The 18,190-nt window shown below is 68.6% G+C and carries 18 protein-coding genes and 1 pseudogene; 11 read left to right on the top strand and 8 right to left on the bottom strand.

All coding sequences use genetic code 11. From position 1 onward, the window contains the following. The first annotated feature begins 1 nt into the window (after position 1). Positions 2-1,831: a ribosome biogenesis/translation initiation ATPase RLI gene (locus tag ACQUQ0_RS13970; RefSeq protein ID WP_435185930.1), complete on the top strand. Its 1,830-nt coding sequence runs from the start codon at positions 2-4 to the stop codon at positions 1,829-1,831. Positions 1,832-2,188: 357 nt separating this feature from the next. Here the strand turns inward: ACQUQ0_RS13970 and ACQUQ0_RS13975 are convergent, their stop codons facing one another. Further along, on the bottom strand, positions 2,189-2,338 hold the full coding sequence (locus ACQUQ0_RS13975) for a 50S ribosomal protein L40e (RefSeq protein WP_372387180.1): 150 nt from the start codon (positions 2,336-2,338) through the stop codon (positions 2,189-2,191). Positions 2,339-2,458: 120 nt separating this feature from the next. Further along, positions 2,459-2,737 carry a thioredoxin gene (trxA, locus tag ACQUQ0_RS13980; protein WP_435185932.1) on the bottom strand — a complete coding sequence of 93 codons (279 nt, stop codon included), beginning with the start codon at positions 2,735-2,737 and terminating at the stop codon, positions 2,459-2,461. A gap of 157 nt (positions 2,738-2,894) precedes the next feature. Here trxA and ACQUQ0_RS13985 point away from each other — a divergent pair, with 157 nt between their 5' ends. Beyond that, positions 2,895-3,059 (top strand): preprotein translocase subunit Sec61beta, encoded by a 165-nt coding sequence (locus ACQUQ0_RS13985; RefSeq protein WP_372387176.1) that lies wholly within the window; start codon positions 2,895-2,897, stop codon positions 3,057-3,059. Between the two features lie 52 nt (positions 3,060-3,111). Continuing rightward, positions 3,112-3,708 carry a pyridoxal 5'-phosphate synthase glutaminase subunit PdxT gene (pdxT, locus tag ACQUQ0_RS13990; protein WP_372387175.1) on the top strand — a complete coding sequence of 199 codons (597 nt, stop codon included), beginning with the start codon at positions 3,112-3,114 and terminating at the stop codon, positions 3,706-3,708. A gap of 18 nt (positions 3,709-3,726) precedes the next feature. Here the strand turns inward: pdxT and ACQUQ0_RS13995 are convergent. After that, positions 3,727-4,743: pseudogene (locus tag ACQUQ0_RS13995) on the bottom strand (zinc-dependent alcohol dehydrogenase family protein). Positions 4,744-4,864: 121 nt separating this feature from the next. Between ACQUQ0_RS13995 and ACQUQ0_RS14000 the strand changes: the two are divergent. The 5 genes from ACQUQ0_RS14000 to ACQUQ0_RS14020 all read left to right on the top strand — a co-directional run bounded on the left by ACQUQ0_RS14000 (position 4,865) and on the right by ACQUQ0_RS14020 (position 11,079). Further along, positions 4,865-5,998 carry a M20 family metallopeptidase gene (locus ACQUQ0_RS14000; RefSeq protein WP_435185935.1) on the top strand — a complete coding sequence of 378 codons (1,134 nt, stop codon included), beginning with the start codon at positions 4,865-4,867 and terminating at the stop codon, positions 5,996-5,998. Positions 5,999-6,094: 96 nt separating this feature from the next. Next, positions 6,095-7,666: a carboxypeptidase M32 gene (locus ACQUQ0_RS14005; RefSeq protein WP_435185937.1), complete on the top strand. Its 1,572-nt coding sequence runs from the start codon at positions 6,095-6,097 to the stop codon at positions 7,664-7,666. Positions 7,667-7,753: 87 nt separating this feature from the next. Further along, the gene (locus ACQUQ0_RS14010) at positions 7,754-7,936 is read left to right on the top strand and encodes an HVO_0416 family zinc finger protein (RefSeq protein ID WP_435185939.1); all 183 of its coding nucleotides are present in this window, start codon (positions 7,754-7,756) and stop codon (positions 7,934-7,936) included. An 86-nt stretch (positions 7,937-8,022) separates the two neighbouring features. Then, positions 8,023-9,879 (top strand): UvrD-helicase domain-containing protein, encoded by a 1,857-nt coding sequence (locus ACQUQ0_RS14015; protein WP_435185941.1) that lies wholly within the window; start codon positions 8,023-8,025, stop codon positions 9,877-9,879. 9 nt (positions 9,880-9,888) lie between these two features. Continuing rightward, the gene (locus ACQUQ0_RS14020) at positions 9,889-11,079 is read left to right on the top strand and encodes a M24 family metallopeptidase (RefSeq protein WP_435185943.1); all 1,191 of its coding nucleotides are present in this window, start codon (positions 9,889-9,891) and stop codon (positions 11,077-11,079) included. A gap of 22 nt (positions 11,080-11,101) precedes the next feature. Here ACQUQ0_RS14020 and ACQUQ0_RS14025 read toward each other — a convergent pair whose 3' ends face one another. Both ACQUQ0_RS14025 and ACQUQ0_RS14030 read right to left on the bottom strand, forming a co-directional pair. After that, positions 11,102-11,347 carry a DUF7533 family protein gene (locus ACQUQ0_RS14025; protein WP_435185945.1) on the bottom strand — a complete coding sequence of 82 codons (246 nt, stop codon included), beginning with the start codon at positions 11,345-11,347 and terminating at the stop codon, positions 11,102-11,104. 82 nt (positions 11,348-11,429) lie between these two features. Further along, a complete protein-coding gene (locus ACQUQ0_RS14030; protein ID WP_435185947.1) occupies positions 11,430-12,263 on the bottom strand; it encodes an NAD+ synthase in 834 nt (277 codons plus the stop codon). Positions 12,264-12,402: 139 nt separating this feature from the next. On the opposite strand from ACQUQ0_RS14030, the gene ACQUQ0_RS14035 reads away from it, so the two are divergent. The 3 genes from ACQUQ0_RS14035 (at position 12,403) to ACQUQ0_RS14045 (ending at position 16,009) form a co-directional block, all read left to right on the top strand. Beyond that, entirely contained in the window at positions 12,403-13,338 is a 936-nt protein-coding gene (locus ACQUQ0_RS14035) for a ketopantoate reductase family protein (RefSeq protein ID WP_435185949.1), read from the top strand. A 79-nt stretch (positions 13,339-13,417) separates the two neighbouring features. Continuing rightward, positions 13,418-14,215: a 3-methyl-2-oxobutanoate hydroxymethyltransferase gene (gene panB / locus ACQUQ0_RS14040; protein WP_435185951.1), complete on the top strand. Its 798-nt coding sequence runs from the start codon at positions 13,418-13,420 to the stop codon at positions 14,213-14,215. Positions 14,216-14,305: 90 nt separating this feature from the next. Continuing rightward, positions 14,306-16,009: a hypothetical protein gene (locus ACQUQ0_RS14045; RefSeq protein WP_435185953.1), complete on the top strand. Its 1,704-nt coding sequence runs from the start codon at positions 14,306-14,308 to the stop codon at positions 16,007-16,009. A gap of 43 nt (positions 16,010-16,052) precedes the next feature. On the opposite strand, the gene ACQUQ0_RS14050 is transcribed toward ACQUQ0_RS14045, so the two are convergent. The 3 genes from ACQUQ0_RS14050 to ACQUQ0_RS14060 all read right to left on the bottom strand — a co-directional run bounded on the left by ACQUQ0_RS14050 (position 16,053) and on the right by ACQUQ0_RS14060 (position 18,161). Beyond that, positions 16,053-16,637: a DUF7344 domain-containing protein gene (locus tag ACQUQ0_RS14050; protein ID WP_435185955.1), complete on the bottom strand. Its 585-nt coding sequence runs from the start codon at positions 16,635-16,637 to the stop codon at positions 16,053-16,055. A gap of 49 nt (positions 16,638-16,686) precedes the next feature. Continuing rightward, complete coding sequence (locus tag ACQUQ0_RS14055) at positions 16,687-17,310, bottom strand: hypothetical protein (protein ID WP_435185957.1); 624 nt, start codon at positions 17,308-17,310, stop codon at positions 16,687-16,689. 95 nt (positions 17,311-17,405) lie between these two features. Then, a complete protein-coding gene (locus tag ACQUQ0_RS14060; protein ID WP_435185959.1) occupies positions 17,406-18,161 on the bottom strand; it encodes a hypothetical protein in 756 nt (251 codons plus the stop codon). Between the last annotated feature and the right edge of the window lie 29 nt (positions 18,162-18,190).

The raw sequence follows: 18,190 nt of genomic DNA on the forward strand, positions 1-18,190 counted from the left end.
TATGGCGGACGACAGCATCGCGGTCGTCGATCTCGATCGGTGTCAGCCCGACCGCTGCAGCTACGAGTGTGCGAACTACTGCCCGCCCAATCGAACCGGAAAGGAGTGCATCGTCACACGCGGCGAGTACTACGAGGAGGACGAGCCCTTCGACGGCGACCCCGACCAGATTCGCATTTCGGAGGAGGTCTGCCTCGGGGAGACCTGCGGCATCTGCGTCGAGAAGTGTCCCTTCGACGCCATCGAGATCATCAATCTGCCCACCGAGCTGGACCAGGAGCCGGTCCACCGCTACGGCGAGAACGCCTTCGCGCTCTACGGGCTGCCGGTCCCCGAATCGGGTTCCGTGACCGGGATCCTCGGGCCGAACGGGATCGGGAAGACGACCGCCGTCCGGGCGCTCGCGGGCGAGATGGTGCCGAACCTCGGCGCCCACGACGAAGAGCCGACCTGGGAGGCCGTCCTCGACCGCTTCCGCGGGACCGAGCTCCAGACCTACGTCGAGCGCGTGCGGAACGACGAGGTGTCGATCGCGCGCAAGCCCCAGTACGTCGACCAGCTCCCCAAGCAGTTCGACGGCACGACGATCGATCTCCTGGAGTCGACCGACGAGCGCGGCGCGCTCGACGACTACATCGACCGGCTGGGCATCCGCCCGGTCGTCGACCAGCCGCTCGATACGCTCTCGGGCGGCGAGCTCCAGCGGGTCGCGCTCGCGGCCACGCTGGCTCGCGACCGGGACTTCTACTTCCTCGACGAGATCTCGCCGTACCTCGACATCGGCCAGCGCGTCACGGCGGCGCGGCTGATCCGCGAGCTCGCCGAGGAGGAAGACCGCGCGGTGCTGGCGGTCGAACACGACCTCGCAATCCTGGATCTCCTCGCCGACACCCTCCACGTCGCCTACGGTGAGCCCGGCGCCTTCGGCGTCATCACCGACCCGAAGTCCGTCAGGAACGGCATCAACGAGTACCTCACGGGCTATCTCTCCAACGAGAATATGCGGATCCGGCCGAACGAGATCGAGTTCCACGAGCACGCCCCCCGCGAGACCTCGAAGTCGACGCCGCTCGTCGACTACCCCGAGCTCCGGAAGTCCTACGGCGAGGGCGAGTTCGCTCTCGAAGTCGAGGCCGGGACGATCTACGAGTCGGAGGTCCTGGGCGTCGTCGGTCCCAACGGGATCGGGAAGTCGACGCTCGCGAAGCTCTTCACGGGCGCGCTCTCCCCCGACGAGGGCGAACTCGACTTCCGGCTCGACATCTCCTACAAGCCGCAGTACATCGAGATCGACCAGCCGATGCGCGTCGACGCCTTCCTCTCGTCGATCACCGACGACTTCGGCACCTCCTACTGGAAGACCGAGGTCGCGGACCCGCTCCAGCTCGACCGGATCATAGAGCGGAACCTGGACGACCTCTCGGGCGGTGAGCGCCAGCGCGTCGCCATCGCGGCGTGTCTCTCCGAGGACGCCGACCTGTACGTGATGGACGAGCCCTCGGCGCACTTGGACGTCGAACAGCGCGTGCAGGCGACGAGCGCCATCCGGCGGTACGCCGAGAACCACGACGAGACGGTGCTCGTCATCGACCACGACATCTATATGATCGACCTGCTCGCGGACCGGCTGATGGTGTTCGACGGCGAGCCCTCCGAGTACGGCCACGCCGCGGCGCCCCAGGAGATGCGCGCGGGGATGAACGACTTCCTCGCGGACCTGGACATCACGTTCCGCCGCGACGAGCGGACCCAGCGCCCCCGGATCAACAAGCCCGGATCGCAGCTGGACCGCAAGCAGAAGAAACAGGGCGAGTACTACTACGCGCCGTAGCGGACGCCGCGCGGCCGAAACGGCGCGCCGCTCTACGCGTACGTCGCGGCGCTCGTCGGGTGGGCGGTCTTCACCGGCGCGTGGACGGCGGGGCTCGTCGCCGGGATCGACGCCGCGCTCGTCGGCTACGGGTGGATCGCCATCGCGCTGTACGGCGTCGGACTGACGATCGCGCTCGCGGTGACGCACAAGCGCGACCTCGCGGACGCCGTCGACGCGACGGTGCTGTGGGCCCGAGGGGCGTAGAGCGGTCCGACGTTCTTTTTTTGTGGGTCGCTGTCGGCGGGCGCCGAAGATTCGGTTAGAAGAGCGCTGCCGCTGACGCGTCGGAGACGGCGAGAGAAGCGAGACCGTCGATTACGCGGTGCGGCGTTCCTTCGACTTGGGTCGAAGGTTCTTGTACCCGCACTTGCGGCACTGCTCGGCGCGCTGGGGGTTCCGCGCGTTGCAGCGCATACAGATCTGCTTTTCCAGCATCCGGTCGACCGCGGCCTCGTTCTTTGGCATACGCCCTGCTACCGGACGCGGCAGTATAACGCTTGCGAGACGGGCGACTCCGGGTCGTGCGGTCGGGGCCGAAAAGGCGGAATAGAGCGGCGGCGGCGGAATTCGGTGGTCGGGCCCGGGTCAGGCGCCGGCCGGCTGGGCGGCCCGATTGAGCGCGTCTTCGATGTCCTCGCGCTGGGTGAAGCCGACGAAGCGGTCGACGATCTCGCCGTCCCGCTCGACGACGACCGTCGGCAGCGAGCGGACCTGGTACTGATTCGCGAGGTCCTGTTCCTCGTCGACGTCGATCTTCTGAAAGTCGACGTCGCCGTACTCCGATTCGAGTTCGTCGAGGATCGGGTCCTGTTTCTTACACGGGCCGCACCAGTCGGCGTAGAAGTCGAGTACTCGGACGGTCATCGTGTGCGTAGCGACGTAACGCGGGGCGTCGCATAAGCGTTTCCACAGGATCAAATCCGCCCGGAAGCGGACTCCGCCGCAGTCGCGGCCGGTCGAGTCGGCGACCGCGGAACCGCGCATCCGAAACGTTTAGGCGCCGGACCACCGACGGGGGAGTATGAGCAGCGGCCAGAACAGCGGCGGCCTGATGTCGAGCGCGGGCCTCGTTCGCTACTTCGACGCCGAGGATCGCAACGCCATCCGCATCGACCCCAAGACCGTCGTCGCGTTCGGACTCCTCTTCGGGATCGGCGTGCTCGTCCTGAACGTCGTCGCGATCTGAGATCGGCGGGACGAACGGACGCTTTTTGTCCACTCACCCCCGAGCCACGCGTATGTTACGAGCGGGTGTCGTCGCCGTCCAGGGCGACGTCTCCGAACACGCCGCCGCGATCCGGCGCGCCGGCGCGGCCCACGGCGAGGAGGTCGAGGTAGTCGAGATCAGACAGTCGGGGCACGTCCCCGACTGCGACGTGTTGCTCCTGCCGGGCGGGGAGTCGACCGCGATCTCGCGACTCCTCGCCCGCGAGGGCATCGACGAGGAGATCGTCGCGCACGTCGAGGCCGAAAAGCCCGTCCTCGCGACCTGCGCGGGGCTCATCGTCGCCTCGCGGGACGCCAAGGACGACCGCGTCGACACGCTCGACGTCCTGGACGCGACCGTCGACCGCAACGCCTTCGGCCGGCAGGTCGACAGCTTCGAGGCGCCGCTGGACGTCGCCGGCCTCGACGAGCCGTTCCCGGCGGTGTTCATCCGCGCGCCCGTCATCGACGAGGTCGGCGACGGCGTGGAGGTGCTGGCCGAGTGGGACGGCCGCCCGGTCGCCGTCCGCGACGGGGTCGTCGTGGGGACGTCGTTCCACCCCGAACTCACCCAGGACAGCCGGATCCACGACCTCGCGTTCTTCGAAGAGCGGGCCGTCGAGGCCTGATCCTCATACTGATTGCTCTCAGTCGACGCTGATCACGACCTTGCCCTGGTGGTTTCCGGCCTCGACGTAGCGGTAGGCCTCCCTCGCTTCGTCGAAGTCGAAGACGCGGTCGACGACGGGCTCCAGCCCCGCGACGCGCATCGCTTCGGTCATCCGCTCGAACATCGCCTGGCTCCCGACGCCGATGACGCCCTCGACGTCGAGCGCCTTCGCCAGGATCGGCGAGAGGTCGACCTGGCCCGCCTGACCGGCGAGGACGCCGATGAGGTGGACGTGGCCGCCGTGGGAGGCGGCCTGGAGCGACTGTTCGAGCGTGTTGGAGCCGCCGACCTCGACCACGTGGTCGACGCCGCCCAGTTCCTCGGCGACGACCGGCCCCCACTCGGGCGTCGCCTCGTAGTTGATCGTCTCGTCGGCGCCGAGGTCGCGGGCGCGGTCGAGCGTCTCGTCGCTGGAGGAGGTGACGACGACCTCCGCCCCGTGGAGCTTCGCGAACTGGAGCGCGAACGTCGAGACGCCGCCGGTGCCGAGCGCCAGCACCGACTCGCCGGCGCCGAGGTCGCCGTCCTCCGCAAGCGCGCGCCACGCCGTCAGGCCGGCGCAGGAGAGCGTCGCGCCCTGCTCGTAGGAGAGGTGCTCGGGGAGCGTCGTGAGGCTCTCGGCGGGGAAGACCGCGTACTCCGCCAGCGCGCCGTCGACGTTGCCGCCGGTCGAGCGCGCGACTTTCTCGGGCGCGCTGGGGCCGTCGATCCAGTCGGGCGCGAACGGCGTCGCGACGCGGTCGCCCTCCGACAGGTCAGAGACGCCGTCGCCGACCGCGACGACCTCGCCCGCGCCGTCCGAGAGGGGGACGACCGGGAAGTCGGTGCCGGGGTAGATCAGTTCGGAGTCCGCGATCGCGAGGTCGCGGTAGTTCAGCGACGCCGCCCGGATCCGGACGAGCGCCTCGCCGGCGCCGGGAGTCGGCCGGTCGCGTTCGACCTACACCACGCCCTCGTAGTCGGGGTCTGTCTCCTGGACTTCGTAGGTTCGCACCGCCGTCGGTTCGGGCGCTCGCCACTTTTGTGCTCCGTTGGGCCACAGATTCGCCGCTTCACCGGGCCGGCGGCAAGACGCGAGCCCGAGCCTTTTCAACGGATGGCGGCGACACTCCGGTGTGCGCGCGAACGAGAGCGAGGTAGAGGCGCTGACGCGACGGCTGGTCTCGATCCCGAGCCACGACGACGAGACGGCCGCGGGCGACGCCATCGAGTCGTGGCTCCGCGAGGAGACCACCGCCGCAGTCCGACGGGACGATCACGGCAACGTCTTCGCCCGGCGGGGCCGGGGAGAGGAGTCGCTCGCGCTGGTCGGCCACCACGACGTGGTCGAGCCCGACGAGTCACAACTCCGTGACGGATCGGGCCGGGGGGCGAGGGGAGACGAGGCCGAAGCCGAAGCCGAGTACGTCGTCGACGAGCGCGACGGCCGGCTGTACGGCCGCGGCACGGCCGACATGAAGGGGTCGCTGGCGGCCGCGATGCTCGCCTTCCGCGACGCCGAGCCCGCGGCCGAACTGGTCTTCGCCTCCTTCGTCGGCGAGGAGCAGGGCGGCGTGGGCGCCCGCGCCGCACTCGGCGACGGCTTCGCGCCGGACTACGCGGTCGTCGGCGAGGGCTCGACGAACTACGCGGGCGACGGCCAGACCGACGTGGCGGTCGCCCACCGCGGCCGCCGCGGGTCGACGATCACCGCGCGGGGGAGCGCCGCGCACGCCAGCGAGCCCGCGGCGGGCGAAAACGCCGTCTACCGCGCCTGCGACGCCGTCGACGTCGTCCGCGACCTCGACGCCCCGACGGCGACGGTGCTGGGCCAGGCGGTGAACGGAAGCGTCGTCGTCACCGGGATCGAGGGCGGGTCGGCGTGGAACGTCATTCCCGAGTCCGCGACCGTGACCGTCGACGAGCGAACCGTCCCCGGGGAGCGCGCGCCGCTGGAGCGCGTCGAGGCCGTCGACGGCGTCGAGTGGACGGTCGATCAGGACCTCCCGCCGATGGCGTGCGGCGACGCCGGCTTCGCCGACGCGGCGCTCGCCGCCGCCGGCGCGGCACAGGACGCGACGCCCGAACACGTCACCAAGCCGCACGCGACCGACGCGGGGTGGCTCGCCGACGCCGGGACGGACTGCGTCGTCGTCGGTGCCGCCGAGCCCGGCGAGGCCCACACCGCCGGGGAGTCGGTCGCCCTCGACGTCCTGTCGCGGTGCTACCGGATCTACCGGGGGCTCGCCGAGCGGTGGCCGGCCGAGTAGCGGCGCGTCCGCGAGCGATCGACGTCCGATCGCCGGCGTCCCGGCCCGTCGCCGGAGGCGTCGGCTTGATACGCGCGCGCCTCCCAGGCTTCGACGATGGCGACAGACGCATCCGACGCTGCGGGCGACGGTACGGGCGACGGCGAGGGCGGCGAGCCCCCGGCGGCCTACGAGACGCTTCTGGACCAGTACCGGCGCGTGACGAACGTCCGCGAGGCGGGCGGGCTCCTCTCGTGGGACCAGCAGGTGATGATGCCCGAGGGCGGGACGCCGGCTCGGTCCCAGCAGCTCTCGACGCTGTCGTCGGTCTCCCACGACCTCCTGACCGACGACGCGGTCGGGTCGGCGCTCGGCGAGCTCGACGCGGCCGAGCTGACCGCCGAGCGGGCGGCCGTCGTGCGCGAGATCCGCCGCGAGTACGAGCGCGCCGACGCCGTGCCCGCCGAGCTGGTCGAGGAGATGTCGACGACCTCCTCGGAGGCGCTGTCGGCGTGGGAGGAGGCGAAGGCCGAAAGCGACTTCGAGACGTTCGCGCCGTACTTAGAGAAGCACGTCGAACTCAAGCGGGAGTACGCCGAGCACGTCGACCCCGACCGCGACGCCTACGAGGTGCTCTTCGAGGACTTCGAGCCGTGTCTCTTTCTGGAGCGCGCGGAGTCGATCCTCGCGGACATCCGGGAGACGCTCGTGCCGATGATCGAGGAGATCAGGGCCTCGGAGGTCGACCTGACGACCGACGCGTTCACCTCGCTGGGAACGTACCCCGCCGACGATCAGGAGGCGCTCTGTCGGGACGCGCTCTCGACGCTCGGCTACCCGTGGGAGCGGGGGCGGCTCGACACCGCCTCGCATCCGTTCTCGACGGGGACGACCTTCGACGCGCGGGTGACGACCCGGTTCGACGAGGCCGACCCGCTGGGGTCGCTCCTCTCGACGATCCACGAGTTCGGCCACGCGACCTACACGCTCGGGCTCCCCGACGAGCACTACGGCTCGCCGCTGGGCCAGGACCGCGACCTCTCGGTCCACGAGTCCCAATCGCGGCTCTGGGAGAACCACGTCGGGCGCTCGCAGGCGTTCTGGGAGTCGTTCCTGCCGACCGTCGCCGAGCACTTCCCGCAGGCCGAGTCGGTGACGCCGCGGGAGGCCTACGAGACGGCGAACCAGGTGTACGAGGACAACCTCATCCGCGTCGAGGCCGACGAACTCACCTACCACCTCCACATCGTGATCCGGTTCGAGATCGAGCGCGCGCTGATCGCGGGCGACCTCGACGTCGATGAGGTGCCGGCGGTCTGGAACGACAAGTACGAGGAGTACCTCGGAATCCGCCCCGAGAACGACGCCGAGGGCTGCCTCCAGGACATCCACTGGAGCCACGGCAACTTCGGGTACTTCCCCACGTACTCGCTCGGCTCGGCGATGGCCGCGCAGTTGTACGCCGCCATAGAGGACGACGTCGGCGCGGACGCGCTCGACGAAGAGGTCCGCGAGGGCGACTTCGAGACGCTCCACGAGTGGCTCACCGACAACGTCCACCGCCACGGCGCGCGCTACGAGACCGACGAACTGGTCGAACGGGCGACCGGCGAGCCGTTCACCGCCGACGCCTTCGTCGAGTACGTCACCGACAAGTACGGATCGCTCTACGAGCTCGATTCGGTCTAGGCTGACACCCGATCTGCAGTTTTCTGATTCTCACGGGGCGAAACGCGGCAGTACAACTAAGTATTGGTACGCCATACCATAGCGTGTATGGCCTCAGCACCGAGCTCCGACGATGCCCTGTTCGACCAGTTCCTCGACGACCGCGGTCACGATATGGAAACTGTAGAGTGGGAGACATCGTATAACAAAAAGCAGTGTCCGGAGTGCGGTGCGCTTCACGACTCCGCGGCGACCGACTGCGGCGTCTGTGGGTGGGATCCGCGGGCCTGAGTCCGTTCCTCGCGCGGCGCGAACGTCTCCACAATTACATTTTCGAAACAGGTAGTTTATCAGGTACAAGTGCGTGAACGTGTCCAATGAGCGACTCGGACGCGACGGTCACCCGGCTGTTCGGTGGCCCCGGCAGCGGGAAGACGACGGCACTGCTCGATCGAGTCGACGGACTCCTAGAGCAGGACGAAATCACGATTCGCGACATCCTCGTCGTCTCGTACACCCGCGCGGCGGCCGCCGAGGTGCGCGAGCGACTCGCAGAGCGGCTCGACGTGAGCCCGCGGGCGCTGAAGGGCAACGTCGCGACGATGCACGCGAAGGCCTACGAGCTACTGGACCTCTCTCGCAACGACGTCGTCGGCGAGAGTGACAAAAAGGAGTTCTGCGAGGACTACGGCATCGAGTTCGAAGACGAGTACGGCGGCGCCGGCCGCCGGACCGCCCGGTCGACGACGATCGGCAACAAGATCATCGCGACGAGCCAGTGGCTCCAGCGGACCCGCCGGGACGTCGCCGACTGGTACGACGTCCCCTTCCAGTGGAACGTCGACGAGGTGCGGCTCCCGCCGGAGATCGACCCGAACGCCCAGGAGGGCAACAAGTACACCCCGACGTGGCCCTCCGACGACGACCGGATCGACGTGCCGGACGTGATCCGCGCGTGGCGCGCCCACAAGGGCGAACACGGCCTCGTCGGCTTCGCGGACATGCTCGAACGCGTGAAGCAGCGCTCGCTCGTCCCCCACGTCGACTACCTCGTGATCGACGAGTTCCAGGACATCACGACCCTCCAGTACGACGTCTACGAGGAGTGGAAGCCGCACATGGAGCGGGTCCTCATCGCCGGCGACGACGACCAGGTCGTCTACGCCTGGCAGGGCGCGGACCCGAACCTCCTCCTGGACGCCGAGCGCGACGAAGACGAGGTGCTTCCCAATTCGTACCGCCTCCCCTCGCGCGTCCTGAACGTCGTCAATCAGGAGATCCGCCACATCGACAAGCGCCAGGAGAAGGACCTGAAGCCCCGGAAGGAGGGCGGCACCGTCGAGGGGATCGACTCCCCGTCGATGCTCGACCTCGCGCGGAACGTCCGCTACACCATCGAGCAGGGCGACGACGACGAGACGATCATGGTGCTGTTCCGCGCGCGCTACCAGCTGTTCCAGTTCATCGACGAGTTCCTCCCGCTGGGGATGCCCTTCTCGGCCCTGACGGATCAACGGATGTGGACCGACCGGCTGACCCAGTACGTCCGCGGCATCGAGGCCCTCGACCGCGACGAGCCGCTGGACGGCCTCCAGGCGCGCCGGCTCGCGGACATGCTCCAGGACTCGGCGTTCGGGACGAACGACCGCGACGAGCTGTTCGACCGCATCGACGACCTGAAAGAGGAAGCGGGCGTCGAGGACCTGACCGAGATGACGGTCGACCCCGACGTGATCAACGAGTTCGCGCCCTTCGCGCCCGACGCCGACTCGGCGGGCGACATGCTCCGGAAGGTCACTTCGTTCCAGCGCAACTCCGTCGAGGCGTACTTCGACGGCGAATACAGGGGAATGGATCCGAACCGCGTCCGGATCGGGACGATCCACTCCGCGAAGGGTCGCGAGGCCGACCACGTCTTCGTCGCGACCGACCTGACCGAGAAGGTCGTCGAGCAGATGGCCGCCTCCGTCGACGACGAGGAGGTGGCGGGCGTCGAGGAGTTCACCTCCAGCACCGACCCCGTGCCGATCCTCACCGACAACGAGCGCCGGGTCTTCTACGTCGGGATGTCGCGGGCGCGCGAGCGGCTCGTCCTCCTCGAGAACCTCGTCAGCGGCGCGCCGACGCTCCCGGTGAGCGTGCTCCTCCACAACGAGATCCGCGACGAGTCCGTCGAGGACCTGCTGGAGGCGGCCCAGGAGGGCGAGGCGCCGGCGCCCGAGCCGGACGCCTGACGGCGAAGCGTGCCCGGAGACGACCTCCCCGAGCGGCCCCGGATCGACGACGGCTTCGTGGAGAATCTGCTGACCGAGCTGGACGAGCGCGGCGGCAGCGACGACCCCGTCGGCTTCGTCGCGGTCGGCGACGGGAGCGACGCCGATCTCGAATATCTGACGGGGTTCGACGGCCCCGAGCGCGAGTACGCCTTCGTCCGCGTCGCCGACGAGCGCGTGCTGTGTGCGCCCGAGGGGTACACGGAGCGCGCCCGCCGACAGTTCGACGGGCGCGTCGCGACCGAGAGTCTCAGAGCCCCGCCCGGCGAGCGCGCCGCGGCCGTCCTCGACGACGCGCTCACAGGACCGAACGCGGACGCCGTCGTCCTCACGCCCGCGACGATCCCCCACGACGCCGCCGTCTACCTCGAACGCGCGGGCTACGGCCTGCGCTCGACGAACGCCGTCCGAGCGGCGCGAGCGACGAAATCGGCGGACGAACGCGGCGCGATCCGCGCCGTCCAGCGGGCGGGGATCGGGGCCGTCCGACACGCGGAGTCGATTCTGGCGGCGGCCGACGTCGCGGACGGCGGGCTCCGGTGGCGGGACGAGCCGCTCACCGCCGAGCGGCTCCGGCGGGAGATCGACGCCGACCTCGCGCGGCGCGGGGTCCGGGGCGCCGGCAACACGGTCGTCTCGGCGGGGGCGACCACGCCTGACGGCGACGCGTCCGAGCCGGAGAGCGCGATCCGCCGGGCCGAACCGATCCGGATCGAGGTCGCGCCGCAGGGGCCGCACGGCTACCACGGCGCCTGTGCGCGGACGTTCGCCGTCGACAGCGACGGCGGCTGGGAGCGGCGGGCTTACGTCGCGGTCGAGGCCGCGCTCGACGCCGCACTCGGCGAGGTCGAACCCGGCGTCGACGCCGCGACCGTGGCCCGCGAGGCCGACGCCGAGGTGGCCGCGTTCGGGTTCGATCCGGGCGGGCAGTCGGCGCGCGGGCCGCTCGCGACGGTCCACGGAATCGGACTCTCGGCGCGGGAGCGGCCGTTCGCGAGCGGTGCGGAACTGCGGCCGGGAACGGTGCTGGCGGTCGCGCCGAGCGTCGTTGATCCCGACGAGGGCTGTGTCAGACTGGGAGCGGCGGTCGTCGTCACGGAAGACGGATACGAGACGGTGGGCGACGGCGAGCCGTCGTTCGCGCCTCGGCGCGGCAAATAGAGCCCGACCGCCGGAGGAGGCGTCAGTTCTCGTCGTCCTCGGGCTCTTTGACGACCGCGCCGACGACCCGCTCGGCCGCTTCGCCGGGGAGGTCGCTCGGCGTCGTGAGGTACTGCGGGAGGGCGACCATCCCGACGGCGACGACGACGGCGCCGGCCCCGAGGAGCGTCTCGCCGGCCGCGAGCCGGGAGAGGCCGAAGACGGCGACGGGCGCGGCGAAGATCAGCGTGGCCGCCAGCTGGAGCGTCCCGAGGATTCCGAGTCGCATCGGCGGAGCATCGTCGGTCTCGGGCTAAAAGCATCGCGGTCGGGCAGGGGACGGCGCGGAACGGGCGTGCGGAGGAGAATGATCAGCGGTGCAGCGGCTCCGGCGCGGGCGGCATCGACCGCTTGTGGGCGCTCCCCTCGTAGAGTTCGACGACGCGCTCGATCTGGTCTTCGGTCACGTCCAGCTGCCGGACCGTTGCGGCCACGGAGAGCGGACCGTCGACGTGGAGCGCGAGGACGGCGTCGAGGGTGTCGTAGTCGAGGCCCATCTCCTCCTCGTCGGTCTGGCCGGTCCACATCTCCGCGGAGGGCGTCTTCGTCACCAGGCGCTCGGGCGCGCCCAGGTGGGCCGCGAGCTGGCGGACCTGCTGTTTGTAGAGGTTCCCGATCGGGTTGCAGTCGACCGCCTGGTCGCCGTACTTCGTGAAGTAGCCCGTCAGCGCCTCCGAGCGGTTGCCCGTCCCGAGGACGACCTTGTCCTCGTGGTTGGCGACGAAGTAGTTCAGCACGGCGCGGGTGCGGACGTAGACGTTCCCCGCGGCGGTGCGGTCGTCTGCGGCCTCCGGGAAGGCGTCGAAGAACGTCTCGGCGATTGGCTGGATCTCGACGACGTCGTACTCCAGCCCCAGCTCCTGGGCGACCCACTCGGCGTCGCTCATGTTGTCCTCGGTGTTCGCGACGCTCGGCATCACGAGCCCGTGGACGTGCTCCGGGCCGAGCGCCTCGGCCGCCAGGTACGCGACCGTGGTGCTGTCGATGCCGCCCGAGAGGCCGAGGACGGCCCCCTTGGCGCCGGCGGCCTCGACGGTGTCTGCGACGAACGAGGCGAGGTGGTCGGCGGTCGCTTCGAGTTCCGACTCCGAGAGGCGGAGATCGAGCGGTGCGTCTGCTTCGAGGACCGCTTGGTCCGTGGTCATCGGTAGTGAGTACCGCCTCGGGACACTAATACTCACCCGTCCCGGCGGATCTGTGGACACGCGTACACTTTTCGCGGAGGGTGCAGGCGGCGGGAGCGGCGGGCGGAACGGCTTTTTCGGTCCGCGGTGTGGCCCCGATATGGAGATCGTCGTCTTCGGCGCGGGGAGCATCGGGAGCCTCCTCGGCGGCCTGCTGGCGCGCGTTCCCGACCACGGCGTCACCCTCGTCGGCCGGGAGGCCCACGTCGACGCGATCCGGCAGGAGGGCCTCCGGATCACCGGTCGCGAGGCGTTCACAGTCCGGCCGGACGCGACGACCGACGGGACCGATCTCGCGGCGGACCTCGCGCTCGTGACGGTGAAGGCCTTCGACACCGAGAGCGCGGCCCGCGAGCTCCGGACCGGGGACTTCCGGGCGGTCTGCTCGCTCCAGAACGGGATGGGCAACGAGGACGTGCTCGCGGAGGCGCTCGACTGCCCGGTCCTCGGAGGGACGACGAGCTACGGCGCGGTCCGGGAGGCCCCCGGCGAGGTGGCGTGGAACGGCGCGGGCGACCTCGTCGTCGGTCCCTGGGAACCGCGCGACTGCGATGACGTCGCCGGCGAAGTCGCCGAGGCGTTCCGCGCGGCGGGGGTCGACGCCGAGCGGGCCGACGCCGACGGCATTCGCAAGCGGCTCTGGGAGAAACTCGCGGTCAACGCCGCGATCAACCCCACGACCGCGCTCGCTCGCGTCGAGAACGGCGCGCTCGCCGCTCCGCCGGCGGCCGACCTCGTGGCGCCGATCGCCCGCGAGGTCGCCGCGACGGCTCAGGCGGTCGGCGTCGACCTCGGCGGGGGGGAGACGATCGAGGCGGTCGAGGCGGTCGTCGACGCGACCGCGGAAAACGAGTCGTCGATGTGCCACGACGTCCGGCGGGGTCGGCGGACCGAGATCGACGTGATCAACGGGTACGTGGTCGAGCGGGCGCGGGAGGCCGGGATCGACGTCCCCACGAACCGAACGCTGTGGACGCTGATCCGGGCGTGGGAGGCCGGACGGGGACACGGAGAGCCCCGACGACGGCGACGGTGACGGCAACGGAGACGGCGACGGTGACGGTAACGGCGACGGAGCGTAGCCATTCAAGGGCCTCCTCGGGAATGGATGGGATATGGTCACAGTCGCGGACCTCCGGGAACAGGACGAGCCGATCACGATGCTCACGGCCTACGACGCCCCGACGGCCGAGCTCGTCGACGAGGCGGGGATCGACAGCGTGCTCGTCGGCGACAGCCTGGGGAACGCGATGCTCGGCTACGACTCGACGATCCCGGTGACGATGGACGACGTCGCACGGGCGACCGCGGCCGTGGCCCGCGCCGTCGACGAGGCGCTCGTCATCTCTGACCTGCCGTTCCTCTCCTACGGCGTCGACTCCGCCGAGAGCGTCGCGAACGCCGGCCGGCTCCTGAAGGAGGCGGGCGCACAGGCGGTCAAGATCGAGTCCGGGCCGCACACCGTCGAGCTGACAGAGCGGCTGACCCAGGTGGGGATTCCCGTGATGGCCCACCTCGGGCTGACGCCGCAACACGTCCACGGCATCGGCGGGTACGCCCGCCAGGGGACCACAGAGGAGCAGGCCGCCGAGATTCTGGACCTCGCGGAGGCCCACCAGGAGGCGGGCGCCTTCGGGCTCGTGATGGAGCACGTGCCCCGCGAGGTCGGAGCCGCGGTGACGGAGGCCCTGGAGATTCCCGTCATCGGGATCGGCGCCGGCCCCGACACCGACGGACAGGTGCTCGTCGTCAACGACGCCGTGGGATTCTCGCCGTCCGTACCGTCGTTCGCGAGGGCCTTCGGCGACGTGCGCGGCGAGATGCGCGACGCGATCGAGGCGTACCGGGACGCGGTCGTAGAGGGGACGTTCCCCGACGACGGGCACAGCCACAGCGAGGGCCTCGACCTCTGAGGGCGGGATCGAGCGGGCTTCCCGCCGCGAGACGTGTCTGCCAGTCGAAGTACACAAGACAATGCGGTGTGTAGCTTCCCGTAGATCCCGATGCAGCGGTCGTTCCAGTATATCGGGCTGTCGCTCGTCATTCTGGGCGCGATGCTCACCATCGTGCCCACGGGGAGCTTCAGCACCATCGCGGGCGACCGGCCGGTCGACGTCGCCGTCGCGGGAGACAGCGAGGCGTTCATCGCGATCATCGACACGAACAACGAGGTAACTCAGCCGGGGAGCGCGACAACGGTCGCCGAACTGGAGAACAACCTCGAGTCCTCGATGACCGTCGAGTACGAAGCGAGCGTGGACACGGACGCCCTGGCGGTCCAGAACCCCTCCGAGACCACCACGATCAGACAGGGTGGGCGCACCCCCCTGGAGGTTACCTGTTCGCCGCCGAACGGCGGGTCCGGCACGGCGACGCTGACCGTCGAGATCGTCGAGGCGACGGGACAGTCGGCGACGATCAAAGACGCGACCCTCGAAGTCCCGGTCGAGTACGACTGTCCGGGGCGGACCGCAGGGAACCGACCGCCGGAGCCGGGGCAGCCGCCGGGCGACGCAGTCGCGTACGTCGACGACGATCACGACTACGCCTACGACGAGGGCGAGCGGATCGTCCCGCGCGACGAGATTCCCAGTTTCCAGAACGACAGCGCGCACCTCGTGATCGCGGCCGGCGGCGAGACGCTCGACTACACCGGGAAGGTACAAATCAAGGCGAAGTCGGTCACCGTCGGCGAGGCGACGCTGGCGACCAACAAGAAACTCAAGATCGAAGCTGAGGGGGGCGCCATCTCGTTGCGTGACTCGACCGTCGACAGCCAGAACGAGAAGCTCAAGCTCAAGGCGTCCGAGGTCACGACCAGCGGGACGACCATCACGGCGAAAAAGAAGGTCAAGCTCACCGCAGAGTCGGGCGGGCTCACGCTCACGGACGCGACCGTCGAGAGTAACAACGGGAAGATCAAGCTCAAGGGCTATCCGGTCGACGCGACCGGTGCCACGATCACAACGACCAAGAAGATCAAAATGGAATCGGAGTCCGGCACGCTCGCGGTCGCCGACGCCACCGTCGACTCCGAGAACGGGAAGATCAAGCTGAAAGGTCCCAGTGTCGACGCGTCGGGGGCGACGATCACGGCGGCCAAGAAGATCAAAATGAAATCGGAGTCCGGCACGCTCACGCTCGCCGACGCGACCGTCGAGAGTAAGAACGGGAAGATCAAGCTCAAGGGCTATCCGGTCGACGCGACCGGTGCCACGATCACAACGACCAAGAAGATCAAAATGGAATCGGAGTCCGGCACGCTCGCGGTCGCCGACGCCACCGTCGACTCCAAGAACGGGAAGGTCAAGCTGAAAGGTCCCAGTGTCGACGCGTCGGGGGCGACGATCACGGCGGCCAAGAAGACCAAGCTCACCGCAGAGTCGGGCGAACTCACGGTCACGGACGCGACCGTCGAGAGTAAGAACGGAAAGATCAAGCTCAAGTCGAACGCGAAGTTGCGCGCGAGCAGTGCAGTCATCGAGACGAGCAAGAAGATCAAGCTCACCTCGTCGGGCGATATGACGCTTGACGGCGCCGAGATCTCCTCGACGAACGGTCAGGCGACGCTCACCCTCAATCAGGCGTCGGCGACGCTCGCGATCGACAAGGCGGTGCTTCAGGACCGCGACTCGACGGTCGTCTACAGTCCGAGCGGCGTGACCGTGACCGGGACGCCCGCGCAGGGGAGCGTCCAGGCCGGCTGAAGATCGGGACCGGTCGGCGTTCGACGTTCGTCGTCCCGGTCCCTCACGGCGGCCGCTCCAAGTTCTCGAAGCGGTACTTGTGATTCACGTAGGCGTGGTATCCCGCAGAGACCGCGAACATCGCGATGAGGACCGCGGGATACGCCAACACGGGGACCCCGTCGGTCGGGAGGAAATCGACCCACAGCGCCGCGAGCACGAGAATCGCGAAGGCCGACAGCCCGAGGTAGTACATCCCCCACGAGATCGAGTTCGCCGGGACGATGTCGAGGTAGATGTCGAGCCGCTCGACCCGGTCTTCGAGTTCGACCTCGCCGTCCTCGAAGTCGACGACGCCGGCGCGGTCGAGCCGCGGGAGGTGCGTCTGCTGGAGGGACGTGTAGGTCGTCTTCCGCTCGGCGGAGGCGATCTCCTCGACCCGCTTGTCGTGTTCCCACGCGGCGACCTGTTCGGCGAGCTCCGCGAGCGGGACGGGATCGTCGGCCCCCTTCAGGTAGTGGATGGCGTACCGGCGGCGGTGATTGCTCATCAGGTCGAAGATCTCGTCTTTGTGGAGAGCTTCGTCCGCGGAGTCCCCCGCGTCGGCGTCCGTATCGGCCTGCAACTCACCTGACGCGCGCTGTCCCATTGACTACCCAACATATTTGCCGACACTTACAAATAATCTTGGTCTGCGGTCACTCGTCGGTCACGGTCACGCTGAGCGTGACGGAGTAGTCGTCGGCCGAGACGCCCCCGTTGTCGGGCGGGAGCGCCGATAGCGAACTGTCGCCGTGGTCGGGGATCAGGTCGACCTGGAGGCCGAACGGGACCGATTCGCCCGGCGAGAGAACCCCGTCGGTCACGTCGGGCGCGTCGCTCACGGCGAGGAGGTCGTCGCCGGACGTGCCGGTCGAATCGAGCGTCTCCGGGCCCGCCGTGATCGACAGCGCCGCTTCGATGTCGTCCATCGTCCCGGAACTGAGGACGTCGCTCTCGACCTCGAAGTCGAAGTAGATCCCGGTGAGGTCGACCGTGCCGGAGTTCACGACCTTCACGATCTCCGCGAAGCGCGTGATCGCGCGTTCGTTGAGCCCCGTGTCGGCACCGGGCGTGAGTTTCGTGACGAGGCCCGCGTCGTTCGTCTCGACGTGGACCGGCGGGTCGTTGACCGCGCGGAGTTCGATGAGGTCGGGATAGACTATGGTGAAGGACGCTTCGGAGCTGGACGAAGTCGCGGTGAAGGCCGCCGTGGAACTGACGATGCCGCCGCTGACCGCGGCGCTTCCGAGGCCGGCGACGAGTTGGCGGCGGGTGAGCATCTGATTATCTCATATTGTGGAGGGATGGTAGTGATAAGTGAGCCACGAAGGGTGGCTGTGAAGTCCGTCGTCGGATACCGCTGTCGTTATTCGCTCTATTCGACCGCGCTGGCGACTGCGGTAACTTGATTGACTAGTTCCTTCGTGTCCGTGGCCGAGTCGTCGTCATCATTATCCTCATACCCGTTACCGTCGCCTATCCAGTCCTTGTTCGTGTTGCCGCTGAAGTTCCCTGCGGCAGATTTGTAGGCGTCTGTGAGGTCGGTAACGGTACCGTCGTATCCCAGAGTGACCTGCGAGCTGCTTCCGCTACCAACCTCGACCATCTTACTCGTGTCGGGAGTGCCGCCGGATTCGAGATTGAGTCCCGAAATTTCGCCGCTCGTGTTGGCACCCTTATAGAACGTGAATATGTTCGGAACGTTACTTTCCTTTATCGGGCCACCGTTGACCGCAGCTCCGAACCCGGTGAACTCGAAGCCCACGTTGTAGGCCCCATCGTCGTTGTTGTCGATCTGGAGCAGTTCGCTGAAGTCCGTCGTCGTTCCGACTGCGACGAACACCTGAACGTTCACCATTCCCTGTCCGACATCCTCAACGACTGCGAGCGGTAGGTCGTCGTAACCCAGGTCGCTGATTTCGGCCCCCGTCAGCCGTCCATTTTTCATATCGTCGCTACCTCCGGAAACGCCATTTCCGGGGACAACGTCCAGATTAGCGTCGCTCTGCGTGACGATACTCATCGATGCTTGACTACTCGACGACGTCGCGCTAAACGCGCCCGTCCCGAGCGCCGTCCCAGTGCCGATTGCGAGCGTTCCGAATGCCGTGATGACTTGTCTGCGTTTCATATGTTAACGTTGGTGAATGTCGAGTACTT

It is taken from the genome of Halobellus sp. EA9 (genome assembly GCF_051195055.1).
Lineage (GTDB): Archaea > Halobacteriota > Halobacteria > Halobacteriales > Haloferacaceae > Haloquadratum > Haloquadratum rubicundus.

Excerpts from the sequence above, each read along its gene's own strand:
- ACQUQ0_RS14030 (WP_435185947.1), bottom strand. The coding sequence starts at position 12,263 with ATGACCACGGACCAAGCGGTCCTCGAAGCAGACGCACCGCTCGATCTC.
- ACQUQ0_RS14060 (WP_435185959.1), bottom strand. The coding sequence starts at position 18,161 with ATGAAACGCAGACAAGTCATCACGGCATTCGGAACGCTCGCAATCGGC.
- pdxT (WP_372387175.1), top strand. The coding sequence starts at position 3,112 with ATGTTACGAGCGGGTGTCGTCGCCGTCCAGGGCGACGTCTCCGAACAC.
- trxA (WP_435185932.1), bottom strand. The coding sequence starts at position 2,737 with ATGACCGTCCGAGTACTCGACTTCTACGCCGACTGGTGCGGCCCGTGT.
- ACQUQ0_RS14015 (WP_435185941.1), top strand. The coding sequence starts at position 8,023 with ATGAGCGACTCGGACGCGACGGTCACCCGGCTGTTCGGTGGCCCCGGC.
- ACQUQ0_RS13985 (WP_372387176.1), top strand. The coding sequence starts at position 2,895 with ATGAGCAGCGGCCAGAACAGCGGCGGCCTGATGTCGAGCGCGGGCCTC.
- ACQUQ0_RS14035 (WP_435185949.1), top strand. The coding sequence starts at position 12,403 with ATGGAGATCGTCGTCTTCGGCGCGGGGAGCATCGGGAGCCTCCTCGGC.
- ACQUQ0_RS14005 (WP_435185937.1), top strand. The coding sequence starts at position 6,095 with ATGGCGACAGACGCATCCGACGCTGCGGGCGACGGTACGGGCGACGGC.
- ACQUQ0_RS13975 (WP_372387180.1), bottom strand. The coding sequence starts at position 2,338 with ATGCCAAAGAACGAGGCCGCGGTCGACCGGATGCTGGAAAAGCAGATC.
- ACQUQ0_RS14050 (WP_435185955.1), bottom strand. The coding sequence starts at position 16,637 with ATGGGACAGCGCGCGTCAGGTGAGTTGCAGGCCGATACGGACGCCGAC.
- panB (WP_435185951.1), top strand. The coding sequence starts at position 13,418 with ATGGTCACAGTCGCGGACCTCCGGGAACAGGACGAGCCGATCACGATG.
- ACQUQ0_RS14025 (WP_435185945.1), bottom strand. The coding sequence starts at position 11,347 with ATGCGACTCGGAATCCTCGGGACGCTCCAGCTGGCGGCCACGCTGATC.
- ACQUQ0_RS13970 (WP_435185930.1), top strand. The coding sequence starts at position 2 with ATGGCGGACGACAGCATCGCGGTCGTCGATCTCGATCGGTGTCAGCCC.
- ACQUQ0_RS14055 (WP_435185957.1), bottom strand. The coding sequence starts at position 17,310 with ATGCTCACCCGCCGCCAACTCGTCGCCGGCCTCGGAAGCGCCGCGGTC.
- ACQUQ0_RS14045 (WP_435185953.1), top strand. The coding sequence starts at position 14,306 with ATGCAGCGGTCGTTCCAGTATATCGGGCTGTCGCTCGTCATTCTGGGC.
- ACQUQ0_RS14010 (WP_435185939.1), top strand. The coding sequence starts at position 7,754 with ATGGCCTCAGCACCGAGCTCCGACGATGCCCTGTTCGACCAGTTCCTC.